Genomic DNA, 19,864 nt, shown 5'->3' with positions numbered 1-19,864 from the left:
CTTTCGCGTTTACGCACGGCCAACTCGCGCTATGTCTTCTCTCACTCAACTCGACGGACGGCACATTGTCCTGGGAGTGACGGGCAGCATTGCAGCGTATAAGGCCGCCCCGCTGGTGCGCCTGTACAAAAAAGCGGGTGCAGAGGTGCGCGTGCTCATGACGAAGAGCGCGGAGCAGTTCATTCCAGCGCTTACGCTGGGCACGCTCTCTGACCATACCGTGCATGCGGAGATCTTTCCGGAGCACGATCCCGACAGCTGGACGGCTCACGTTTCGCTTGGGCTCTGGGCCGATCTCTTCGTGATTGCCCCGGCTACAGCACAAACCGTTGCTAAGCTGGCGCATGGCTTCAGCGATAACATGCTCACCGCCACCGCACTGTCGGCACGGTGCCCCATTCTTGTGTGTCCGGCTATGGATCTGGATATGTACCAGCATCCGGCTACGCAAGCCAATTTTGAGCGCCTCCGTTCGTTTGGATACGATGTGATGCCAGCCGATTACGGGGCGTTGGCCAGCGGACTGGAAGGGCAGGGCCGTTTGCCTGAACCTGAAGCTATTGCGGCACGCACGGCGGCCCGCATCAGTGAGATCGACGCTGATACGTCAGCGCAAAGTGCCCTGAGTCAGAAAGAGGGCGACGATACACCGTCTGGAACGACGAGACCGTTCTACGGAAAGCATGTGCTGGTAACGGCAGGGCCCACCGAAGAGCCAATCGACCCGGTGCGCATGCTTACGAATCCGTCAACCGGAACCATGGGGTTTGCCCTCGCTGAAGCGGTCGCTGCGCAAGGAGCCACCGTCACCCTCGTAAGCGGCCCCACCCATCTCGATACCCCCCTCGGCGTAACCCGTGTTGATGTGCGCACGGCTGCAGCGATGAACGAAGCCGTGCAGGCGCGCCGCGACACGGCTGACGTGGTATTCATGGCTGCCGCGGTTGCCGACTACACGCCTGCGTATCCGTCGGATAGCAAGAAGAAAAAGACGGAAGGGACGCAGACGCTTACGTTGAAGCGCACGCCCGACATCCTTAAGACACTGGGCGAGCACAAGCGCGATGGCCAAGTGCTTGTGGGGTTTGCGCTTGAAACGGACGACGCGCGTGCTAACGCACACGACAAGCGCACCCGAAAAAATCTTGATTGGATCGTGCTGAATAAAGCCACCGACCCGGGTAGCGGATTCGGCACGGGAACCAACGCCTGTACGCTATTCGGTCCCAACGGATACGAATCGCAGATTGCCACAGCCCCGAAGCGCGATGTTGCTGTATCCATTGTCGCGCAGGTTGCTCGTCACACTCCTGCGTTTCAACCTGCTCCTACGCCATGACCCCCGATGCTCTTCAGACGTTGCGTGAGGCCCTGCGGCACGAACGCAGGCTCTTCGGCCGCTTCGTCCCTCTCCCCGATGCACCCGATGCTGCTATGCCCAACTACGACCTGTTCGGAAACGCTGTCGACCCGGCCGAAGACCCCTCGCGTCCGCCCACCGAACGCATTACCGCACTGATTCCCGACACGCCACCGTACGACGAGCTGGCCGGGCTCGATACGCTCAGCGAGGTCGAAACCTTCGCCGCCAACCACGTACTCATCGAACTCGATGAGACGCGCGAAAATCCTGTCTTTGGGGTGGGCGACCCCGAGGCTGACCTTGTTGTTATCGGCGAAGCCCCCGGGCGCGACGAAGACAAAGAAGGGGAGCCGTTTGTTGGACGGTCTGGACAGCTCCTCGATAAGATTCTGGAAGCCATCAACTTTTCGCGGCAAGACATTTACATCACAAACATCCTGAAGAGCCGTCCGCCCCGCAATCGCGACCCGGAGGCGGAGGAGGTGGAGGCGCATATCCCCATTCTGTATAAACAGATCGCCCTCATCCAGCCCAAAATTATGCTGTGTGTCGGAAAGGTTGCCGCTAACACGCTGCTCGACCGTCGCTCCTCGCTGTCGTCGCTGCGTGGAGACGAGCACGATTTCTACGGGATTCCTGTGATGGCTACGTATCACCCGGCTGCACTGCTACGCAATCCAAACTGGAAGCGCCCGACCTGGGAAGACGTGCAGCTGCTTCGGACACGCTACGACGAACTCACGTCGTAAGCAACCGGCATCTGCAGCGCCTCGCTTCATGGCAGGTGTGGCAGGCCTAAATGTACAAGTGTGAACTTACACGCTTGGCTTCTCGTTTGGCCATTGCTCGTTTCTGTTCTTGCGGATGCGGTATGCTCCGCCCTAACGCGGCATGCATGCCGCGCATAGCCTACGTTGCATCAGCCTATGGCCCCCTCCTCCGACAACCCACGCTTCAACATCGACCCCGACGATTCGGGACAGCCCTCATATCCCCTTGACAAGATGCGTGGTCGCAACCGGTCGCGCAGCCGCTCTCAGGCCGATGAGGTGCATAAAAAGTCCGGACGCGTACCTCCACAAGCTACCGATGTCGAAAAGTCGGTGCTCGGCGCTATGATGCTTGAGCGGGAGGCCATTCCCAAAGCCATCCAGGTGATCTCAGCCGATGCGTTCTACAGCGGTAAGCACGAGAAAATCTACCAGGCCATTGAGAGCCTGTTTGAGCGCGGAAACCCGGTTGATCTGGTAACGCTTACGAACGAGCTTAAGCGCAACGGAAAGCTTGAAGAGGTAGGGGGAAGCTACTACCTCTCGGAGCTCACCACGGAGGTGGCCTCGGCAGCCAACGTGGAGTACCACGCTCGCATCATCGCGGAGAAGTCGCTTCTGCGTAAGATGATCGAGACGATGACGACCGTCGTAGGCGAGGCCTATGAGCCCGGCGCCGATGCCTTTGAGTTGCTCGACGAAGCGGAGAGCAAAATTTTCCAGATCTCAGATAACCAGCTACGCAAGGCCGCCTCGCCGATTAACGAGGTCGTGAAAGATACACTGGAGCAACTGGAGTCCATCCACGGGCAGGAAGGAGGGATTACGGGCGTGCCCAGCGGCTTCCGCAAGCTCGATGACCTGACCAGTGGCTGGCAGCCGTCGGATCTGATTATTATCGCGGCGAGGCCCTCCATGGGGAAAACGGCGTTCTCGCTGGCGTGCGGACTCAACGCAGCGACGCATCCGGAGCGACCGGCCAGTGTGGCGATTTTCTCGCTGGAGATGGGGGCGAAGCAGTTGGCACAGCGGCTGCTTACCTCTGAGGCCCGCGTAGATGCACAACGCGCCCGTACCGGACGCATGAAAGACGAGGACTGGCAAAACCTGGCGCGCGCTGCCGGCAAGCTCTCCGATGCCAGCCTCTTTATTGACGATACACCCGGACTCAGCGTGCTTGAGCTACGGGCCAAGTGCCGCCGGCTGAAGGCAGAGCACGATCTTGACATGGTCATCGTCGACTATCTGCAGCTGATGCAGGCGTCTGCCTCCAAGCGAACCCAGAACCGGGAGCAAGAGATTGCTCACATCTCGCGTTCGCTGAAGGGGCTGGCTAAAGAGCTCGATGTGCCTGTGCTGGCGCTCTCGCAGCTTAACCGTGGCGTAGAAACCCGCGGCGGCGACAAGCGCCCCCAGTTGTCTGACTTGAGAGAATCGGGGAGTATTGAGCAAGACGCTGACGTCGTTGCCTTCATCTACCGGGCAGAGCGCTACGGCATCACCGTCGACGATCAGGGCAATTCCACTGAGGGACTTGCCGAGATCATCATCGGAAAGCAGCGTAACGGTCCGATTGGTACGGTTGAACTGGCGTTTGTAGATCGCTACGCCCGATTCGAGAACCTCACCACCCGTTACAGTGATGACGATGGCTTCAGCGATGGTGGGGGTGATAGCCTGCCGCCATTCGACGGAGGCGGCGGAGCTGCTATTCCAGAGCCCCCTCCCGGCAGCGACGATGCTCCTTTCTAATCCCCCTATGGATGCAGATTACAGCACGGGTGTGTTCGTTGTAGTACTACGTGCTTGCAGGATCCGCATCCGCATGCTGCACGGCAAGTAAATACTTCTCGGCAAAGTAGTTCGGGTGGGCAGCGGCGTCATGTAGCAGCGCGTGCAGCGAAATTTGTTGGATGCGGACGCAGTTGTCGTGGCGCTGAAGAGCAGCAATTTCATCCGATAGATCGCCGCCCTTCAAGGTGATGAGCCCCGGCGGCCAGTCAGCGTCGCCCGGTTCAGACGACAGGTCAGCCACCGCGTGCGTGTGCCACTGCCACAGATCAACCAACGGAGCAGTAGCACGCGAGACCGAGTAGTGTGCGGTATCCGGCCAGTTTTCGGCGCGTCCGGCCCACGCAAACAGATTGTCGAGGCCCAGCCTGCGGGCCATGCTGCGCACCGCTCGCATCTTCTTGCCGACCGAATCGGCCGCGATCACCTCGGTTTCAGGGTAGGCAATCGCCAGCGGAATGGCTGGGAGGCCGCCGCCACTGCCCCAGTCTACAATGCGCGCTCCCGCCGGAAAGCTGCGCACTCGAAGCGAGAGCGCATGCACGATATGCCGCTCGGTGATGGCATCGATTGTGTCGGGCGAGATGAGGTTTAGCGTCTCGTTGTAGCGGCGCAGCAGGTCTTCGTACGTCTCAAGCTGCGCGCGCTGGTCGCCGGTCAGGTTGTGGTATGGGTCGAATGCGTCCGTGGTGGGCATGACGTTATGCGAGGGTGGGGGCATGGGTCATGAACGAAAGGAAAGTAAACAGGAGGAGCACATGGCCTACGATCCACAACGACACAATCGCCAGTCCATGCGGTTGCCCGATTACGATTATGGGCAACCCGGGGCGTATTTCGTGACGATATGCACAAACCGTCACAAACGCCTTTTTGGTTATGTGGATGACCATGCGATGCATGTAAACCAAAACGGACGTGTTGTACGCGAGGAATGGCATCGAACGGCCGATATTCGCGATAACGTGTCGTTGGATGCATTTGTCGTGATGCCCAACCACATGCATGGTATTGTTCAAATCACATTCCGTAGGGGCACGGCGCGCCGTGCCCCTACTACCACGCATGATGATCGTCAATTCGGAAAACCTGTGCCGGGTTCGCTACTTACCATCATCCGTGCATTCAAATCGGCTGTGACCCGGCGCATTAATCGGATCCACAACACACCGGGGGCTACCGTATGGCAACGCGGATATTACGACCATGTGGTACGCAACGAACACGACTTGGAACGCATCCGCCGGTATATTCGCGAGAACCCGGCGCGCTGGCATGAGGATCGGTACTATCGTTAAGACGCCTCCACCGTCACATCCTCGGGCACGCCGTCGCCGGAGGGCAGGCTGCGGTCTTTGGGCAGCGGCTCGATGCCTTGCTGCTTGAGCAGCACCATGAGCACCGAGATGTCGGAGGCGCGCACGCCGCTCACGCGCGAGGCCTGGCCCAGGTTGTCGGGCTCGACCTTGCTGAGCTTCTCGCGCGCCTCAATCGAAATCGTATCGAGCGCGTGGTAGTCGAAATCATCCGGGATGGGCCAACGCTCCTTCTCCTCCATCTCTTCGACCATCTGCTGCTGCCGGTCGAGGTAGCCCTCGTACTTCAGGTTGATCTCTACAAGACGAGGCGCGCTTAGCATTCCTGGCGCTTCCGTGACAAGCTCGTCCCAAAGCCCCGCATGGCGAATCATAGCCTCCGTATCCACCTGTGGACGCTTACAGATCTGCAAGATCGGACCTGCCTGGTCGATGGGCGTGGTGCCGACCGATTCGAGGTAGTCGTTCACCTGTTCGGGCTGTACGCTGGTGGATTCGAGGGCCAGGCGCGTTTCGCTGATGGCGCGCTCTTTGGCCTGCATGCGCTCGTACCGCTCGTTGGAGGCGAGGCCGAGGCGGTAACCGAGTTCAGTGAGCCGCAAATCCGCATTGTCTTGCCGCAGTAGGATGCGATGCTCGGCGCGCGAGGTAAACATGCGGTACGGCTCGTCGGTGCCTTTTGCGACGAGGTCGTCGATGAGCACCCCGATGTACGCCTCCGACCGCTTCAGCACAATCGGGTCGTGTCCGTTCAGTGTATGCACGGCGTTGATGCCCGCCATGAGGCCCTGCGCTGCCGCTTCTTCGTAGCCGGTGGTGCCGTTGATCTGCCCGGCAAAGAAGAGCCCGTCGACGTACTTCGTCTCCAGGCTGTACTGGATCTGGTAGGGCGGGAAGAAGTCGTACTCGATCGCGTAGCCCGGACGCAGCATGTGCGCGTTCTCCATGCCGGGAATGGTGCGCAGTGCCTCGAACTGCACGTCTTCGGGCAGGCTTGTCGAGAAGCCGTTCACGTAGACCTCGTGGGTGTTGTAGCCTTCGGGCTCGATAAATATCTGGTGACTGCTCTTCTCGGCAAAGCGGTCGATTTTGTCTTCGATGGAGGGACAGTAGCGCGGCCCCTTCGCCTCGATGCGTCCGGTGAACATGGGGCTGCGGTCGAAGCCGGTGCGCAAGAGGTCGTGGGTGTTGGGCGTGGTTTCGGTGAGCCAGCAGCTGAGCTGCTCATCGACGGAAGGTAGTGCGTCGGTCATGAACGAGAACGCGGTGGCATCCGGATCGCCGGGCTGCTCCTGCATTACGCTGTAGTCGAGCGAGCGCCCGTCTACGCGGGGTGGGGTGCCGGTTTTGAGGCGTCCGCTCTCGAAGCCAAGCTCATGCAGGCTGCCGGTAATGCCGCGCGAGGCCCGCTCGCCCATGCGTCCGCCCCCAAAGTTGGTTTCGCCTACGTGAATCACGCCGTTGGCAAAGGTCCCGGTCGTCAGCACCACGCGGGGCGCGTAGAACGTCTTACCAAGGCTGGTCGTGACACCCTCAATGCGCGTGCCGTCGTCGGTCGTGGCTAGGTCGACGACCTGGTCGGCGCGCATGTAGAGATTGTCGATGGATTCGAGCTCCTCGCGCACCGCGTCGGCGTAGGCTTCTCGTCCGCACTGCGCCCGTGGCCCCCACACGGCCGGACCCTTGCTGGTGTTGAGCATCCGGAACTGGAGGCCCGCACGATCGGTGACGCGGCCCATGAGTCCGCCCATCGCATCGATCTCGCGGGCAATGTGCCCCTTGCCAATGCCACCGATGGCCGGGTTGCACGACATCTGCCCGATGGTGTCGAGCTTCAGTGTGATGAGCAGCGTGCGTGCGCCCATGTTGGCGGCAGCGGCAGCGGCTTCGGAGCCGGCATGGCCGCCGCCCACGACGATAACATCGTAATTGAAGTAGTCCTGCATAACTGGAGGGTTTGAGCAATCTGCTACAACGAGATAGTAAAAAGAAACGACGGCACCCGGTGGGAAGATTCGAGGAGGCTATCTGCATCGTAAAACGAGCCCGTACTCTCACTATTGCAGCGCCAGACCTTATCGGCTCCGGCTTTGGAATAGCGTGCGCGATGGGTCTCTATTTCAGATGCAGTGCTGGTTAGCGAGAGCACCCTAATACAAGACCTCAGGGCCATTACGTTACTCCACAGCCGGGCATAGCGCCTGCATAGCACAGTGGTGTCGTCGTACCTGAAGAGCTGCCTGTCTACCTGCTATGCCTCATCCGTTTCGCATCGCCATAGCATTTTTCGTAGTGGTCTTCTGGCTTGGGGCTTGTACGTCTACGTCAACCCACACGGGCAGCACCCGCGCTGCGATCTCGAGCTCGTACGATGCTGCCTTTTACGCAGCGCTTGACGTATTCAACACGCACAGCCTTACGCCCGAGGTGGTCGACTATGAATCCGGGCGCATCGTGGCGCGCGGGGCTGCGCGATTCGGTTACGCGCCCTACCGGGTTGTGCAGGCAGAAGCACACCTCGAACCGGCTTTCGGAGACAGGGTGGGACTGCGTCTGTTGTTTACCTTTCAGGGGCAGGCGGCTGAGCGTCCACGTCTCGTGCCGCGTCGGAAGGACCGGTCGCGCGTGCTGGATTACACGGCGGAGGGACTTGACCGCTCACGTCAGGCTTCCTATGCATATGGGTACTATGTGGATGCGATACGGGATCGCGCGCACGAACTGAATTCGTATAATGAGGATAGCCATGGCAGGTGACAGCGCGGGCTGTGGAAGGCGAAACGCCTGAGATCGGTAGAAACCCACTCCCAACGAGAGCGGTTTACGTAACGTATACTCTTTCTATTGCTGCATTCTGCTGTCATGCCCCGCTCGGTCTATCTCGACTACAACGCTACGACGCCCGTTGACGACGCCGTCTTCGCGCGGATGAAGCCCTACTTCACGACCCATTACGGCAATGCCGCAAGCGGGCACTCGCACGGATGGCGCGCTGAAGGCGCTGTCGATGTAGCGCGCGAGCAGGTGGCAGGACTGCTACGGGCTGATCCAGAGCGCCTTGTCTTTACCAGTGGAGCAACGGAAGCGCTGAATATGGCGATCAAGGGCATTGCGCAGCGCAGCTCGGTCGATACGCCGCACATTGTGACGGTAGCTACCGAGCACAAGGCCGTGCTCGAATCGTGCCATGCGCTGGAGCAGCAGGGCATCGCGCGCGTCACCTACTGCCCGGTAGACGCGGAAGGCCGCCTCGATCCCGGCACGCTGGCTGACGCCCTCACCGACGACACCGTGCTCGTGGCCGTGATGCACGCAAACAACGAAACGGGCGTGCTGCACCCTGTCGCCGACTGCTATGACATCGTGCGCAGCCACCGCGCGCTGTTCTTGACCGACGCCACGCAGGCCCTGGGCAAACTTCCGGTGGATGTGCAGCACGCCGACTTGCTCGTTGGCTCAGCGCACAAGCTGTACGGCCCCAAAGGCATTGGCGTGCTCTACCGGCGAGCCGGCGTGCAGTGTCTGCGCTTCATCGACGGTGGCGGACAGGAGCGGGGGCTGCGCGGCGGTACGCTAAACGTGCCTGCGGTGGTTGGATTCGGAGCCGCTGCCGAACTTGCATCAGCGCGTCAGCCGGAGGATGCGGAGCGCTGGCACGCGCTGCAGGCGACCTTCGAATCTGCCCTACAAACGCGTTTCCCAGACATCCGTATTAATGGGGGTAAAGCGGAGCGGCTGCCGCAGACCACGAACATCACGCTTCCCGGCACCAACGCTGAACGACTGGTACAGGCGCTGCGCACGGTATCATGCGCGACGGGTAGCGCGTGTGCCAGCACCGACCCCAGGCCGAGCCATGTGCTGCGCGCTATGGGCCGCTCACCAGCCGAGGCTCACGCCTCGCTCCGGTTCAGTGCCGGACGCGATACCACGGAAGATGACCTTCTTCACACGGTAGATGCGCTGGAGCAGGCGCTTCCTTTGGCGCGGGCCTCCCAACCTGTCCGTGCATAGATCTGATTCTCTGCTGATTCTCGTTCTCAACCCCCTCTAAGTACGATGGATGAACTGACAGGCAACATCACAAATCGCGTTTCAGAAAGCGAGATCGCTGTCTATAACCTGGCCGACCTGTGGGACGATGCCCCAGTCGCTGAACTGGATATCGAGCCGTTTTTGGTGCAGGGGCTGATGCTTAAAGAAGAGCCTTTTCGTGAGGATGTGAAGGCGTACGATTTTACACAGCACGAGGGCCAGCACGTGGCGATTCATTGCTCCACCGATGCCATTGTGCCCACGTGGGGGTACATGCTGCTGGCCTCGAAACTGGAAGGCATTGCCCGCTCGGTAGCGTTTGGCACCGAAGATGACCTGGTTCGCGACTACTACATCCGTGCGCTGGAGGCAGAAGACTGGAGCCCGTACGCGGATAGGCCGGTCGTCATTAAGGGATGCGGGGGCGATACCGTGCCCGACGTGGCGTACCTGATTGCCACGCAGAAGCTGCAAGGCGTAGCGCGCAAGCTGATGTACGGCGAGCCGTGCTCCTCGGTGCCGCTCTGGCGGCGTTCTCAGCCGAAGAAGAAGTCGGCGGGCGCTGCGAAAGCAGTATCGGCCAACTTGCCCACGCCAGGCAAGTAACGGGAGACCATTCAGCGAGCGACGGGCTATCGTGAGGCTACAGCGGGTCCGCGCGCATCGACGCGTTTCAGAAAGGCACGCAATGCCGCATTGAACGCATCGGGGCGTTCGACAGGGAGCGCATGCCGCGCATCCGCAATAACCATGAGCTGCCCTTCGGGAATGCGTGCCGCGTGGCGCTTTTTGACGGATGCGGGCGTGTAGTCGTTGTCGGCTGCGCAGACCAGCACAGGGCGGCGTATCTGAGACAGGCGCGACTCGACGCCCCATCCCACGAGTCCGTCGATGGAAGCGAGGTAGGCTTGTTGGTCGTTGGCGGCCCATCGTTCGATAAACTGCTTGCGGAGGTCGTTCTGGTGGGGCTTGATGAAGAGATTGTGAGCTAAAATCTGCCCGACGCGTCGCATGCCAAGGACCTGTACGGCCCCGCGGCGGGACCAGTAGAAGGCGTAGTCAGCAGGGGTTTGCAGGTTGACAGCCGGCACGCTGTTCACGACCGTACCACTGCGCAGCAGCTCAGGTGCGTGGGTGAGCAGCTCGTACGTAACCATGCCGCCCATAGAGAGGCCGACCAGGTGCACCGGAGGAAGAGCCAGTTTACGTATCCATACGGCCACGTCGCGCGCCATCTGCGCAATGCTGTAGGGGCCGGCGGGCTTGCTGGTCTGGCCGTGCCCGCGCAGATCGCAGGTTAGCACGCGGTAGTCGGCATTGAATGCTTCGGTCTGTGCGAACCAGTCGCGTCCGCTGGAGCCGAGGCCATGCACAAAAACCAGCGGCGGCGCATCGCGCTCGTTGTCGGTGTAGTGGAGCGCAATGTCATCGACGGCGAGTGTAGGCATGGAAGGGGCGACTCGGATCTGAAAGTGAGCTTGTGCAGCAGATGCTCGGTTGGGAACGGCGGTTTCGCTGCTGGGGAAACCAGGGGGGCTCGCATCAGGGCTGTGCCTGTAGGCGTTTTATCTGCTGTAGCCGTTGTAGATGCGTCTGCGCATAGGCCTGTCGGATACTCGGGCCCGGCTGCGGACCGTCCATCGTATCGAGGATGTCAATGCCTGCGTTGATGAGCGAGTCGGCGCGGGCGTACTGGTTTTGATGGGCTGCTATCATGCCGTAGTGTACGTTGGCGAGTCCACGCTCCAGCGAGGTGTCGGGGTGAATGCGCTGCACCGACCGAAACGCTGCTTCGGCGTTTGGAGCGGCATTGGGCGTAGGCTGCACCATGCGCTGCGCATACGCAAGGTCGAGCCGGGTACGTACAACGAAAGAGTGCTCGGCATGCAGGATATCTTCGAAAATGTGCAGGGCCTCTTCGAACGCATCACGCGCTTCTGTGAAGCGCTCGCGGTACAGGTGAAGCATGCCCTGCTCACGGAGCGTCATGGCGGTGCCGGTCTGGGGCGTATCGTGAATGCGGAGGCGCAGCGTCAGCGCTTCCTTGAAGAGAGCATCGGCATCGGCAAAGGCTCCCTGGTCGCGCACGGCCATGGCCAGGTTGTTCAGGGTGAGAGCGACGGTCTCGTGGTCATCTCCGAAGAGCATGCGGCGCATCTGCAGGGCCTCGCGCAGCAATGGTTCGGCTTTTTGAAAGCGCCCCTGATTCATGTAAAGGGCCCCAAGGCTGTTCAGGCTTACAGCTATCTGTGGGTGAGGCTCGTCGAGCACGTTGCGCTGTCCGTGAAGGGCCTGCTTGTACATTGTTTCGGCGTCGGCATAGGCGCCCTGGTTGTGCAGCGTGATGCCAAGCCGTTTCTGGCTCTGCAGCGTCTGGGGGTGATTGGGGCCGAGCGCAGCGCTCCGTACATCTACATTGTCGCGATGCAGCGCTTCGGCCTGTTCGTACTGGCCTTGCCGCCGCAGCACGTATGCAAGCCGGTGCTGTGCCCGAGTCCGGTCGAGGACATGGGCTTCCCCGTGCTGGCTCCAGATCGAAATAGACGTGCGCAGGGCGGTCTCAGCCTCTTCAAATGCATCGGTCGCAGCGAGCAAGGCGCCCATCTGCTTCAGGCCCTCGCCTCGACTCGGGTGATTCGGGGGCAGATGCTCTTGTTGGAGTGCAAGCGCCCGTTCGATAAGTGGACGCGCCGTGTCGTAAGCCCCTACACGCCGGTAGACGCGCCCAAGGGCAAGGCGCATCTGTGCTTCAACCTCGGGCTGGCCCTGCATGTGTTCAATACGTGAGAGGCCATGGTCGAGCAGGTCTTGCGGGGCGATGGTGCCGCCACGTGCTTCAGCGGGATCGCCCATCTCGATCAGGTCGACCATAAACGCTGTAACGGCTTCTGCGGTCTCGGCATGGCGCTGGGCCGTATCGCGCTCGTTTGACAGGCGATACACATGGAATAGACTTGAAGCCGCGAAGAGAAAAACGCCGACAATCGTTGCCAGCACAGACGCTTTGTTGCGCTCTACGAACTTGCGCGTTCGGTAGCCTATCGTTGAGGGCTTGGCCTGTACTGGCTGGTCGTTGAGGTAACGTTCCAGATCGGCGGCGAGGGCCTGGGCCGAGTGATACCGGCGTTCAGGTTCTTTGCGGAGCGCTTTAAGGACAACTGTATCGAGGTCGCCCGTAAGCTGTTGGCCCGGGCACGAGATGGCCGGTTCGGAGCCGGTCTGAGGGTGCTCACGCGCAGCTGTTGAGGGGGGCGGGGGCGACGTTTCGAGGATGGCCTGCTGCAGCTCAGACGCCGTTCCACGAAAGGGATGGGTACCTGTGAGGATGTGATAAGCGAGTACGCCCAGCTGATAGATGTCGGTAGCGGTGGTTACTGCATCGCCCGTGATCTGTTCGGGCGCTGCATAGCCCGGCGTCATCGGACGTTCGCCGGTGCGCGTTAGTGCGTTAGATGCATCGTGTTGCTCGGGCTGTAACAGCTTAGCGATCCCGAAGTCAAGCAGCTTTACCACGCCTGTCTCGGTCACCAGAATATTTTCCGGTTTCAGGTCGCGATGCACCACCAGGTTCTGGTGTGCGTGCTGCAGCGCGCCACACATCGTGTGTAGCAGCAGCAGGCGCTCATTGAGCGAACACGCGTGCGTGGCGCAGTATGTGGTAAGGGGGACGCCATCCACGTACTCCATCACGAGATAGGGCTGCCCGGTTGCGGTGACGCCGCCATCGAGCAGCTGCGCGATGTTGGGGTGGTTTAGGCGCGCCAGAATTTGCCGCTCTGCCTGAAAGCGCGCAATCCGGTGTTCGGTTTCGAAATGACGGGGGAGCAGCTTAACAGCTACGTGCTGCTCGTAGTGTCCATCGGCACGCTCAGCGCGGTATACCACGCTCATCCCGCCCGTGCCAATGCGTTCAATAAGCCGGTACGGCCCTACCTGAGATCCGTCATACGCATCCAGGTCGACTTCATCTTCGACCAGGGTTACCGAAGCGGCTGCTGCCCCCTGATCCAGAAAGTCCAGAGAGGCCTCGCTGGCCTCCAGCATGCTTTCGACCTCTTCGCGAAGGGTCGGGTCGTCGCAAGCTGTCTCCAGAAAAGCAGTGCGTTCCTGGACAGGCCGCTGCAGCGCCTGGTCCAGCAGCGACATGACTCGTGTCCACTGCTCCGTACACATGAGCGTCTGGATATCTGCGAAAGCGTAGGCCCGTCTTCGACTGCCCTGAGGCTCCTGCTACGATTGTTGCGGTGGCGTTCCAGTGGAAGCCAGCAAGAGACGCGCAGCTACATGGTTACATACAGTGAGACACAGGGATACTGCAAGTATAGGGCTCAAGGGGGCAGCTGTCAACCGTAAAAGAAGCAGGCTTTCATAGCGTTTAGAGGCTATCGTGTGGGGGCTGGAGGTGGGATAACTACGCACGCTGGCTACTTGCTTCGAGCCAGAAATTCCTGAAGGTGCTCCTGAAAGGCATCAGGCCGTTCGATCATAAGCAGGTGCCCGGCATCCTCCACGAGGTGCACGGTGGCATCTGGCAGGGCCTCTTCCGCGCGCTGGGCGATGGCGGCGGTATCCCATTGTGGATTCAGGTACGGATTGGGTATGAGGCGGTCGCCAGTGCCGTAGAGCACAAGCACAGGCATTTGCACGGTGCCAAGGCGGTCGTACACAGGCTCGTCGACCATGCCCGCAACCGAAGCCGAATTGGCACGCGCGTACGCCTCAAAATCATCGCGTTCGGACAGGGCGTTGCGCTGTTCGATGAGCCAGGTGTAGTCGTCGGACCAGCTTGCGAAGTTGGATGCCGTGTTCTGTCGGATGGCCGCATCGTTGGCTCCGGCAATGGCCTCAGGAGTCATCATTTGGCGTAGTCCGGCTGCTTGTTCGTCGGTGAACGTCTCGATGCCTGCCGGAGACACAAGCACGAGGCGTTCGATCGTTTCAGGCGCTTCCAGTGCGAGCGTGAGGCCAACCTGTCCGCCCATGGAGACGCCCACGTACGTGATGGGCGCGAGGCCGAGCGCATCCACAAACCCGCGCACGGTTTCTGCAAAATCTGTCATGCGGCCCGATACGTTGTGCTTACTCGACACCCCGAATCCGGGCAGGTCGAGCGCCAGCACGCGGTGCTCTGCCGAGAGTGGATCGATGTGGTCGCGCCAGAGCGAGAGGTTCGATCCGAGTCCGTGCACCAGCAGCACGGGGTAGCCGTCGCCGCCAGTGTCAATGTATGCCAGCGTGTCGTCTTCAACGACAACCGTTTCGAGCGAGGCATCGGGGTAGTGCGGGAGCGGGTCTATATCCGTTGATTGGGCGGTTACAGGCATGCAAATCAGGGCGCTCAGGGCAAAAACAAGGGAGGCAAGTCGCATCATCAGAGGGAAATAGGTGATGGTGGGGTAGGTGACTTTTCGAGTCAAGAGGCCGTCGCCGAAAACTGTTCGCGCAGCGCGCTCTTCTGGATTTTGCCGCTGTGGCCTTTGGGAAGCGTATCGCAGACCTTGATGTACTGCGGCACTTTGTAGCGCGCCAGGTGCGTCTCACAGTGTGTGCGCAGCGCCTCGGTATCCAACTGCGTACCCGATACGAACGCCACGCCGACCTCGCCCCATGTGTCGTCGGGCACGCCCACGACGGCGGCTTCTGCCACCCCATTGTGCTCATGCAGCACAGCTTCGATTTCGGCGGGATATACGTTCTCGCCTCCGCTAATGTACATCTCTTTCTTACGCCCGACAACGAAAAAGTAGCCTTCGTCGTCCATTTCGACCAGGTCGCCAGTGTGGAACCAGCCATCGGCATCGATGGCGTCGGCAGTGGCGTCTTCGTCCTGCCAGTAGCCGGGCGTCACGACCGGACCGCGCATGAGCAGTTCGCCGGGTGTGTTTGGCGGCACCTCTGCGCCGCCGCCGTCTACGACCTTCGTGTCGATGTAGAAATTGGGGAAGCCGATGGAGCCGATCTTGCGGAGGGCGTCGCGGGCGGGGAGCGAGAAGCAGTTCACGCCGACCTCGGTCATGCCAAAGCCCTGCCGGATGGGCACGCCCTTCTCCTGCCAGGTGCGGATGAGCGGTTCGGGCATGGCCTCGCCACCTACGATGGCGTAGCGCACCGTATCGAGCGTGACCTGGTCGAAGACGGGGCTGTCGGACATCAGTTTGAGCATGGTGGGTACGCCCCAGAGGATCGTGAACTCCCCGGTGTCGCAGTCGCGCAGCAGCGTGTCGGCGTTGAAATCAGGATACAGGTAGGTGGTCGCACCGTGCAACAGGAAGGGTGTAAGCAGCACATTCCAGCCGCCGGTGTGGTAAAACGGGGCGGCGTTGAATGAACGGTCGGCGCTCGTTAGGTCCAGTCGCATTTCGGTGTTTACAGCGTTCCAGAACAGCATGCCATGCGAGATGACCGCCCCCTTCGGGCGTCCGGTGGTGCCGGAGGTGTAGAGAATCATCAGCGGATCATCGAGCGTGGGGCGACCATTTGGAAGACCGGCTTTTTCGGGTGCGTTCTGGATGTGCGTGTCCACCGCCTGAAGGGAAAGGAGGTGGGCATCGGTGTCGAGCGTCTGCGCCGTATCGGAATAGTCGTCGGCTACAAACAACACCGAGGGTGCGCTATCGTCAACGAGGTGCTGCAGCTCTGAGGCTGTAAGTCGGTAGTTGAGCGGGACCAGGATGAATCCGGCTTTCTGAGCAGCGACGAATAGCTGTACGTGTTCGACGCTGTTTTCAGCGAGGATGCCAATCCGGTCGCCTGGTTTGAGGTCGTATTCGGCCCGGAGTTGATGCGCCAGCTTTTCGCCCTGCTCGTGCAGGTCGGCATAGGTGTAGACGCGTCCAGTGGGAGCCCACACGAGCGCAGGGGCGTTGGGCGTGTAGCGCGCGTGGCGTTCCGTCCAGTCGGTGCGAATCATGGGTAGACAGGTTTGGCTGTTCGTTGGAGGCGTTTGTTGGGGCATATCGGCGATGTGCCCGTACGGGGCGTTATGCATCGGCGTCAGCTTCGGTCGCAGGCGCTTCTGTTGTATCGGGCAGAGCGGGCTGGCCCCAGATCCAGTAGCCTACGAGGGCGACGGCGGTGCTGGACAGCAAGGCAAAGGTAGCGGGGACTGCCGGGTTGTTTGCGTACATGGTGATCTCGCCGTAGTAGACCCCGAAGTGGACGACCAGCGCGGTGATGGCTGATACGAGCACTACGGTTTTCGGCATGCCCCGGGCAAAGATGCCGAACAGGATGGGCACGAAGGTCGCCGAGAAAAGGGCGTAGACCCCGTTTTGCCCTAAGATGGCGACGGAAAGTTCGGGATTGGTGATCTGGCCATAGGAGATGAAGGCAATCACCGGTGCGAGAGCCAGCAGGAAGTAGCGGCTGTAGCGTACGCCGCGCTCTTCGATTTCCTCTTTCGTGAGCTTGCCCGAGCGGCTTGCCAGTACGCGGTAGACGTCGTTCGAGAAAATGGTGGAGAGCGCGACGAGCAGCCCCTCCATGGTCGAGAACCCGGCGGCCACGAGTCCGATGAGAATGATCGACCGTACAAACGGCCCAAAGACCTCGACAATGTACGTGGGCACCACGTCGTCGGGCATCATGGTGCCGGCTTCGGGCATGAGGATACGCGCGTAGAGGCCGATCAGGATCACAGCAAAGAACAGAATCAGCACGATGATGCCGGTGGCGAGGTACTTGTTCACATCGCGGGCATTCTTCAGGTAGAGCGCCTTCGACATCACGTGCGGCTGATTCACGATAGCGATTCCGATCAGGAAGTTGCAGAACACGACCTCAAAGTAGTCGCGGAAGAGCAGGCTTTCCGGATTGGTCGGCTGGGCGAGCAACGGATCAACCTCTGCGAGACGTCCGAAGAAGCCGCTGATACCGTCGATAAAGTAGGGGGCGCCAGACCCGATCAGCAGAATGGCAACCACGATCATGATGATGGCCTGTGCCGAGTTGGTGAGCGTGTGCGCGCTGGCTCCGCCCGACATGATGTAGATGAGCGGGAAGATGATGACGAATGCCATGGCAAGGAATACGTCCACGCCGAGTACGTTGGCAAGCACCCGCGAGAGGCCTACGGTGATGAGCACCAGGAACGCGATCTGTAGGAGGCTGGCGACGGCAAAGAAGAGCGTGAGGCGCTGATCTTTGAAGCGGTCGCCAATCCACTGTGGCACGGTGAGCGCCGTAACCTCATCGCCCACGGTGCGAAACGCCTTCGAGAAGACGATAAGCCCCAGAAATACCCCGAGCGGCATTGCCACCGCGTAGCCCAGCACGCCCGACACCCCGTACAAGTAGATAAGTCCCGGATTGATGATAAACGTGGCGGCGCTGGTCAGATTCGCAGCGAGCGACATCCCCACGAAAACGGGGCTTACGGTGCGGCTTCCGACAGAAAACGAGGCAAACCCGCTCATCTTCTTGATACCGACGAACGCAGCGATGCTTACGAGCACCAGATACACGATAAAGAAGATCCACGCGAAGCCGGTTTCGCCGAATGCGGAGATGTCCATGGTAAAGGCAGTCGGTCAATGCATAGTAATGAAGGCAGTAGAGACGCATCACCGATGCATCTCTACTGTTAGCATGTCAACCGTAGTTGAACTATTTGCTATGGGGTTCGCGGTTACGTGGCACAAGATCCCGGATCCTCGGATCGACGACCGAGGCAGCCGGGGGCCGGGACGACTGATTGTCGGATGTTGGTTTCAGCAAGGCATGATAAAGGGAGACCCCGCCGGTAGGCGCAATACTACAGTACGGCCAACCCATCACCCCCACTCCAACGCCATCCCCGCAATGGAGGCGCCGCCGCCCGAGGCGATTAGAAAGACGAGATCGCCTTCCGAGAGCAGGTCCTTCGCGTCGGCATCGGCCAGGGCCATGGCGATGCAGGCATTACCCGTGTAGCCGAAGCGATCCATCACATTATGTGCTTTCTCCGCGGGTAGCCCCAGCCGGTCGAGCGTTTCCTGGATGCTGGCGATATTGATCTGCGTAAAGAAGTAACGGTCGACATCAGCAGGTGTCACATCGAGATCGTTGGCAAGCATGCGCACCAGGGCCGTCCACTGGTTGGGGTTGAACCCGTCGGGGAATTTCTTGCGGAACTCCAGCTTTTGCACGCGCCCATTCGGTTCGGTGACGGGCCGGTCGCTTCCGCCGGTGTAAATGCCCATATAGCCGTGGTACTCGCCCTTTGTGTCGAGGCGTGCCGTGCGAATCCCCCCAGATCCTTCGCGGCGCTCCAGCACGGCTGCCCCGGCACCGTCGGCAAAGAGGGAGGCAGTGTTTTTCTGGTCGTAGTCAATAAACCGGCTCATTAGGTAGGCGCCAATAACGAGCACGCGCTGGTATTGCGCGTCGGACTCCATGAACTTGCGTGCCGTGTCGAGCGCCGTCACGAAGCCTGCACAGGCCGTGTTTACGTCGAACGTGGCGGCATTGCGCGCGTCGAGCTTATCTTGCACCACAGCCGACGTAGCGGGCGAGAGGAAGTCCGGCGTGTCGGTCGAGAGCACAATCAGGTCGATATCCGAGGCAGCGCATCCGGCCTGTTCGAGGGCTTGCTTTGCCGCCTGCACAGCGAGGTCGGAGGTCGACTGATCATCGGTAGCGTACCGGCGCTCCTTAATGTTGCGGTGGGTACGCAGGAAGCCATCGACGTCTTCCCCGTAGAGGTCGTTAAAGTACTGATTTGAAACGACATGGTCAGGGGCATAGAGTCCCGTTCCGATGATGTGTGCAGCGTGTGGCATGAGGGTGCGTGCGAGTTCAGAGTGATACGACCAGAATAAAGAAACAGGTACAGAGGGATGCGGAGCGTATGCCGCCTACATGACCAGTCCGCCATCCACGCTGAGCACCGCGCCGGTGATGAAGGACGCGTCGTCGGAGGCAAGGAAGGTGTACGCATTGGCAATGTCTTCCGCAGTCCCCAGGCGTCCGAGTGGGGTCTTCTCCTTGAGGCTGTTGAGCACCTTGTCGGGCACCGTGTCGACCATGGGCGTTTCGATGAAGCCCGGTGCCACGGCATTGACGGTGATGCCATCGCGGCCAAACTCACGGGCCCAGGTGCGGGTCATGCCAATCACGCCCGACTTGCTGGCCACGTAGTTCGTCTGCCCGAAATTGCCGTACAGCCCCACAATCGACGCCGCATTGAGCACGCGCGCATGCTCGCTGGCCGACAGGTGCGGATAGGCTGCCTGTGTGCAATGGAAGACGCCCTCCAGGTTGACCTCGATCACCGACCGAAAGTCATCCGGATCCATCTTTTTGAGGGTCGCATCGCGGGTGATACCGGCATTGTTTACGAGGATGTCGAGCGTGCCGAACGCTTCAACGGTCGATTCCATCATCGCATCGACGGAGGATCGGTCGGCGACGTTGCATTCCACAAACAGCGCCGTGCCGTCCGCTTCGGTGATGGCATCGACTGTATCGGCGCCCGCGTCGGCATTCACATCGGCCACAATAACTTGGGCGCCCTCACGGGCAAAGCGAAGCGCGGTGGCGCGTCCAATGCCCTGGCTTCCGCCAGTTACGATAGCGGTGCGCCCAGATAAACGATTGGATTGAGACATATT

Annotated in this window: 16 protein-coding genes; 7 read left to right on the top strand and 9 right to left on the bottom strand. The window is 60.5% G+C overall.

Features of this window, described 5'->3' with window-relative positions:
* Positions 1-31 precede the first annotated feature (31 nt).
* The 3 genes from ACZ48V_RS01750 to dnaB all read left to right on the top strand — a co-directional run bounded on the left by ACZ48V_RS01750 (position 32) and on the right by dnaB (position 3,885).
* Positions 32-1,339, top strand: a complete 1,308-nt coding sequence (locus ACZ48V_RS01750) for a bifunctional phosphopantothenoylcysteine decarboxylase/phosphopantothenate synthase (protein ID WP_464541032.1) — start codon at positions 32-34, stop codon at positions 1,337-1,339.
* Positions 1,336-2,112 carry a uracil-DNA glycosylase gene (locus ACZ48V_RS01745; RefSeq protein WP_464541030.1) on the top strand — a complete coding sequence of 259 codons (777 nt, stop codon included), beginning with the start codon at positions 1,336-1,338 and terminating at the stop codon, positions 2,110-2,112. Before ACZ48V_RS01750 ends, ACZ48V_RS01745 begins: the two co-directional genes overlap by 4 nt.
* Before the next feature lie 177 nt (positions 2,113-2,289).
* Positions 2,290-3,885, top strand: a complete 1,596-nt coding sequence (gene dnaB / locus ACZ48V_RS01740; RefSeq protein WP_464541028.1) for a replicative DNA helicase — start codon at positions 2,290-2,292, stop codon at positions 3,883-3,885.
* 46 nt (positions 3,886-3,931) lie between these two features.
* Here the strand turns inward: dnaB and ACZ48V_RS01735 are convergent, their stop codons facing one another.
* A complete protein-coding gene (locus tag ACZ48V_RS01735) occupies positions 3,932-4,621 on the bottom strand; it encodes a 16S rRNA (guanine(527)-N(7))-methyltransferase RsmG (RefSeq protein ID WP_464541026.1) in 690 nt (229 codons plus the stop codon).
* A gap of 184 nt (positions 4,622-4,805) precedes the next feature.
* Here ACZ48V_RS01735 and ACZ48V_RS01730 point away from each other — a divergent pair, with 184 nt between their 5' ends.
* Positions 4,806-5,222, top strand: coding sequence for a transposase (locus tag ACZ48V_RS01730; RefSeq protein WP_464541024.1), 417 nt, complete (start codon positions 4,806-4,808; stop codon positions 5,220-5,222).
* On the opposite strand, the gene mnmG is transcribed toward ACZ48V_RS01730, so the two are convergent.
* Positions 5,219-7,186: a tRNA uridine-5-carboxymethylaminomethyl(34) synthesis enzyme MnmG gene (gene mnmG, locus ACZ48V_RS01725; protein WP_464541022.1), complete on the bottom strand. Its 1,968-nt coding sequence runs from the start codon at positions 7,184-7,186 to the stop codon at positions 5,219-5,221. The genes ACZ48V_RS01730 and mnmG overlap by 4 nt on opposite strands.
* Positions 7,187-7,493: 307 nt before the next feature.
* On the opposite strand from mnmG, the gene ACZ48V_RS01720 reads away from it, so the two are divergent.
* The 3 genes from ACZ48V_RS01720 (at position 7,494) to ACZ48V_RS01710 (ending at position 9,881) form a co-directional block, all read left to right on the top strand.
* A complete protein-coding gene (locus ACZ48V_RS01720; protein WP_464541020.1) occupies positions 7,494-7,997 on the top strand; it encodes a hypothetical protein in 504 nt (167 codons plus the stop codon).
* 105 nt (positions 7,998-8,102) lie between these two features.
* Positions 8,103-9,254: a cysteine desulfurase family protein gene (locus tag ACZ48V_RS01715; protein ID WP_464541018.1), complete on the top strand. Its 1,152-nt coding sequence runs from the start codon at positions 8,103-8,105 to the stop codon at positions 9,252-9,254.
* A gap of 45 nt (positions 9,255-9,299) precedes the next feature.
* Positions 9,300-9,881 (top strand): DUF2480 family protein, encoded by a 582-nt coding sequence (locus tag ACZ48V_RS01710; RefSeq protein WP_464541016.1) that lies wholly within the window; start codon positions 9,300-9,302, stop codon positions 9,879-9,881.
* 26 nt (positions 9,882-9,907) lie between these two features.
* Here ACZ48V_RS01710 and ACZ48V_RS01705 read toward each other — a convergent pair whose 3' ends face one another.
* The 7 genes from ACZ48V_RS01705 to fabG all read right to left on the bottom strand — a co-directional run bounded on the left by ACZ48V_RS01705 (position 9,908) and on the right by fabG (position 19,861).
* A complete protein-coding gene (locus ACZ48V_RS01705; protein ID WP_464541014.1) occupies positions 9,908-10,723 on the bottom strand; it encodes an alpha/beta fold hydrolase in 816 nt (271 codons plus the stop codon).
* A gap of 94 nt (positions 10,724-10,817) precedes the next feature.
* Positions 10,818-13,421 (bottom strand): serine/threonine protein kinase, encoded by a 2,604-nt coding sequence (locus ACZ48V_RS01700; protein WP_464541012.1) that lies wholly within the window; start codon positions 13,419-13,421, stop codon positions 10,818-10,820.
* 278 nt (positions 13,422-13,699) lie between these two features.
* A complete protein-coding gene (locus tag ACZ48V_RS01695) occupies positions 13,700-14,599 on the bottom strand; it encodes an alpha/beta fold hydrolase (RefSeq protein WP_464541010.1) in 900 nt (299 codons plus the stop codon).
* A gap of 89 nt (positions 14,600-14,688) precedes the next feature.
* Entirely contained in the window at positions 14,689-16,185 is a 1,497-nt protein-coding gene (locus tag ACZ48V_RS01690; RefSeq protein ID WP_464541008.1) for an acyl-CoA synthetase, read from the bottom strand.
* Between the two features lie 70 nt (positions 16,186-16,255).
* Complete coding sequence (locus ACZ48V_RS01685) at positions 16,256-17,788, bottom strand: sodium:solute symporter family transporter (RefSeq protein ID WP_464541006.1); 1,533 nt, start codon at positions 17,786-17,788, stop codon at positions 16,256-16,258.
* 258 nt (positions 17,789-18,046) lie between these two features.
* Positions 18,047-19,033 (bottom strand): 3-oxoacyl-ACP synthase III family protein, encoded by a 987-nt coding sequence (locus ACZ48V_RS01680; protein ID WP_464541004.1) that lies wholly within the window; start codon positions 19,031-19,033, stop codon positions 18,047-18,049.
* A gap of 75 nt (positions 19,034-19,108) precedes the next feature.
* Entirely contained in the window at positions 19,109-19,861 is a 753-nt protein-coding gene (gene fabG, locus ACZ48V_RS01675) for a 3-oxoacyl-ACP reductase FabG (protein ID WP_464541002.1), read from the bottom strand.
* Positions 19,862-19,864: the final 3 nt, after the last annotated feature.

It is taken from the genome of Longimonas haloalkaliphila, from assembly GCF_055379825.1.
This window is presented reverse-complemented; position numbering and strand designations above follow the sequence as displayed.

Excerpts from the sequence above, each read along its gene's own strand:
- ACZ48V_RS01700 (WP_464541012.1), bottom strand. The coding sequence starts at position 13,421 with ATGTCGCTGCTGGACCAGGCGCTGCAGCGGCCTGTCCAGGAACGCACT.
- dnaB (WP_464541028.1), top strand. The coding sequence starts at position 2,290 with ATGGCCCCCTCCTCCGACAACCCACGCTTCAACATCGACCCCGACGAT.
- ACZ48V_RS01705 (WP_464541014.1), bottom strand. The coding sequence starts at position 10,723 with ATGCCTACACTCGCCGTCGATGACATTGCGCTCCACTACACCGACAAC.
- ACZ48V_RS01695 (WP_464541010.1), bottom strand. The coding sequence starts at position 14,599 with ATGCCTGTAACCGCCCAATCAACGGATATAGACCCGCTCCCGCACTAC.
- ACZ48V_RS01680 (WP_464541004.1), bottom strand. The coding sequence starts at position 19,033 with ATGCCACACGCTGCACACATCATCGGAACGGGACTCTATGCCCCTGAC.
- ACZ48V_RS01750 (WP_464541032.1), top strand. The coding sequence starts at position 32 with ATGTCTTCTCTCACTCAACTCGACGGACGGCACATTGTCCTGGGAGTG.
- fabG (WP_464541002.1), bottom strand. The coding sequence starts at position 19,861 with ATGTCTCAATCCAATCGTTTATCTGGGCGCACCGCTATCGTAACTGGC.
- ACZ48V_RS01690 (WP_464541008.1), bottom strand. The coding sequence starts at position 16,185 with ATGATTCGCACCGACTGGACGGAACGCCACGCGCGCTACACGCCCAAC.
- ACZ48V_RS01685 (WP_464541006.1), bottom strand. The coding sequence starts at position 17,788 with ATGGACATCTCCGCATTCGGCGAAACCGGCTTCGCGTGGATCTTCTTT.
- ACZ48V_RS01735 (WP_464541026.1), bottom strand. The coding sequence starts at position 4,621 with ATGCCCACCACGGACGCATTCGACCCATACCACAACCTGACCGGCGAC.
- ACZ48V_RS01710 (WP_464541016.1), top strand. The coding sequence starts at position 9,300 with ATGGATGAACTGACAGGCAACATCACAAATCGCGTTTCAGAAAGCGAG.
- ACZ48V_RS01720 (WP_464541020.1), top strand. The coding sequence starts at position 7,494 with ATGCCTCATCCGTTTCGCATCGCCATAGCATTTTTCGTAGTGGTCTTC.
- mnmG (WP_464541022.1), bottom strand. The coding sequence starts at position 7,186 with ATGCAGGACTACTTCAATTACGATGTTATCGTCGTGGGCGGCGGCCAT.
- ACZ48V_RS01745 (WP_464541030.1), top strand. The coding sequence starts at position 1,336 with ATGACCCCCGATGCTCTTCAGACGTTGCGTGAGGCCCTGCGGCACGAA.
- ACZ48V_RS01715 (WP_464541018.1), top strand. The coding sequence starts at position 8,103 with ATGCCCCGCTCGGTCTATCTCGACTACAACGCTACGACGCCCGTTGAC.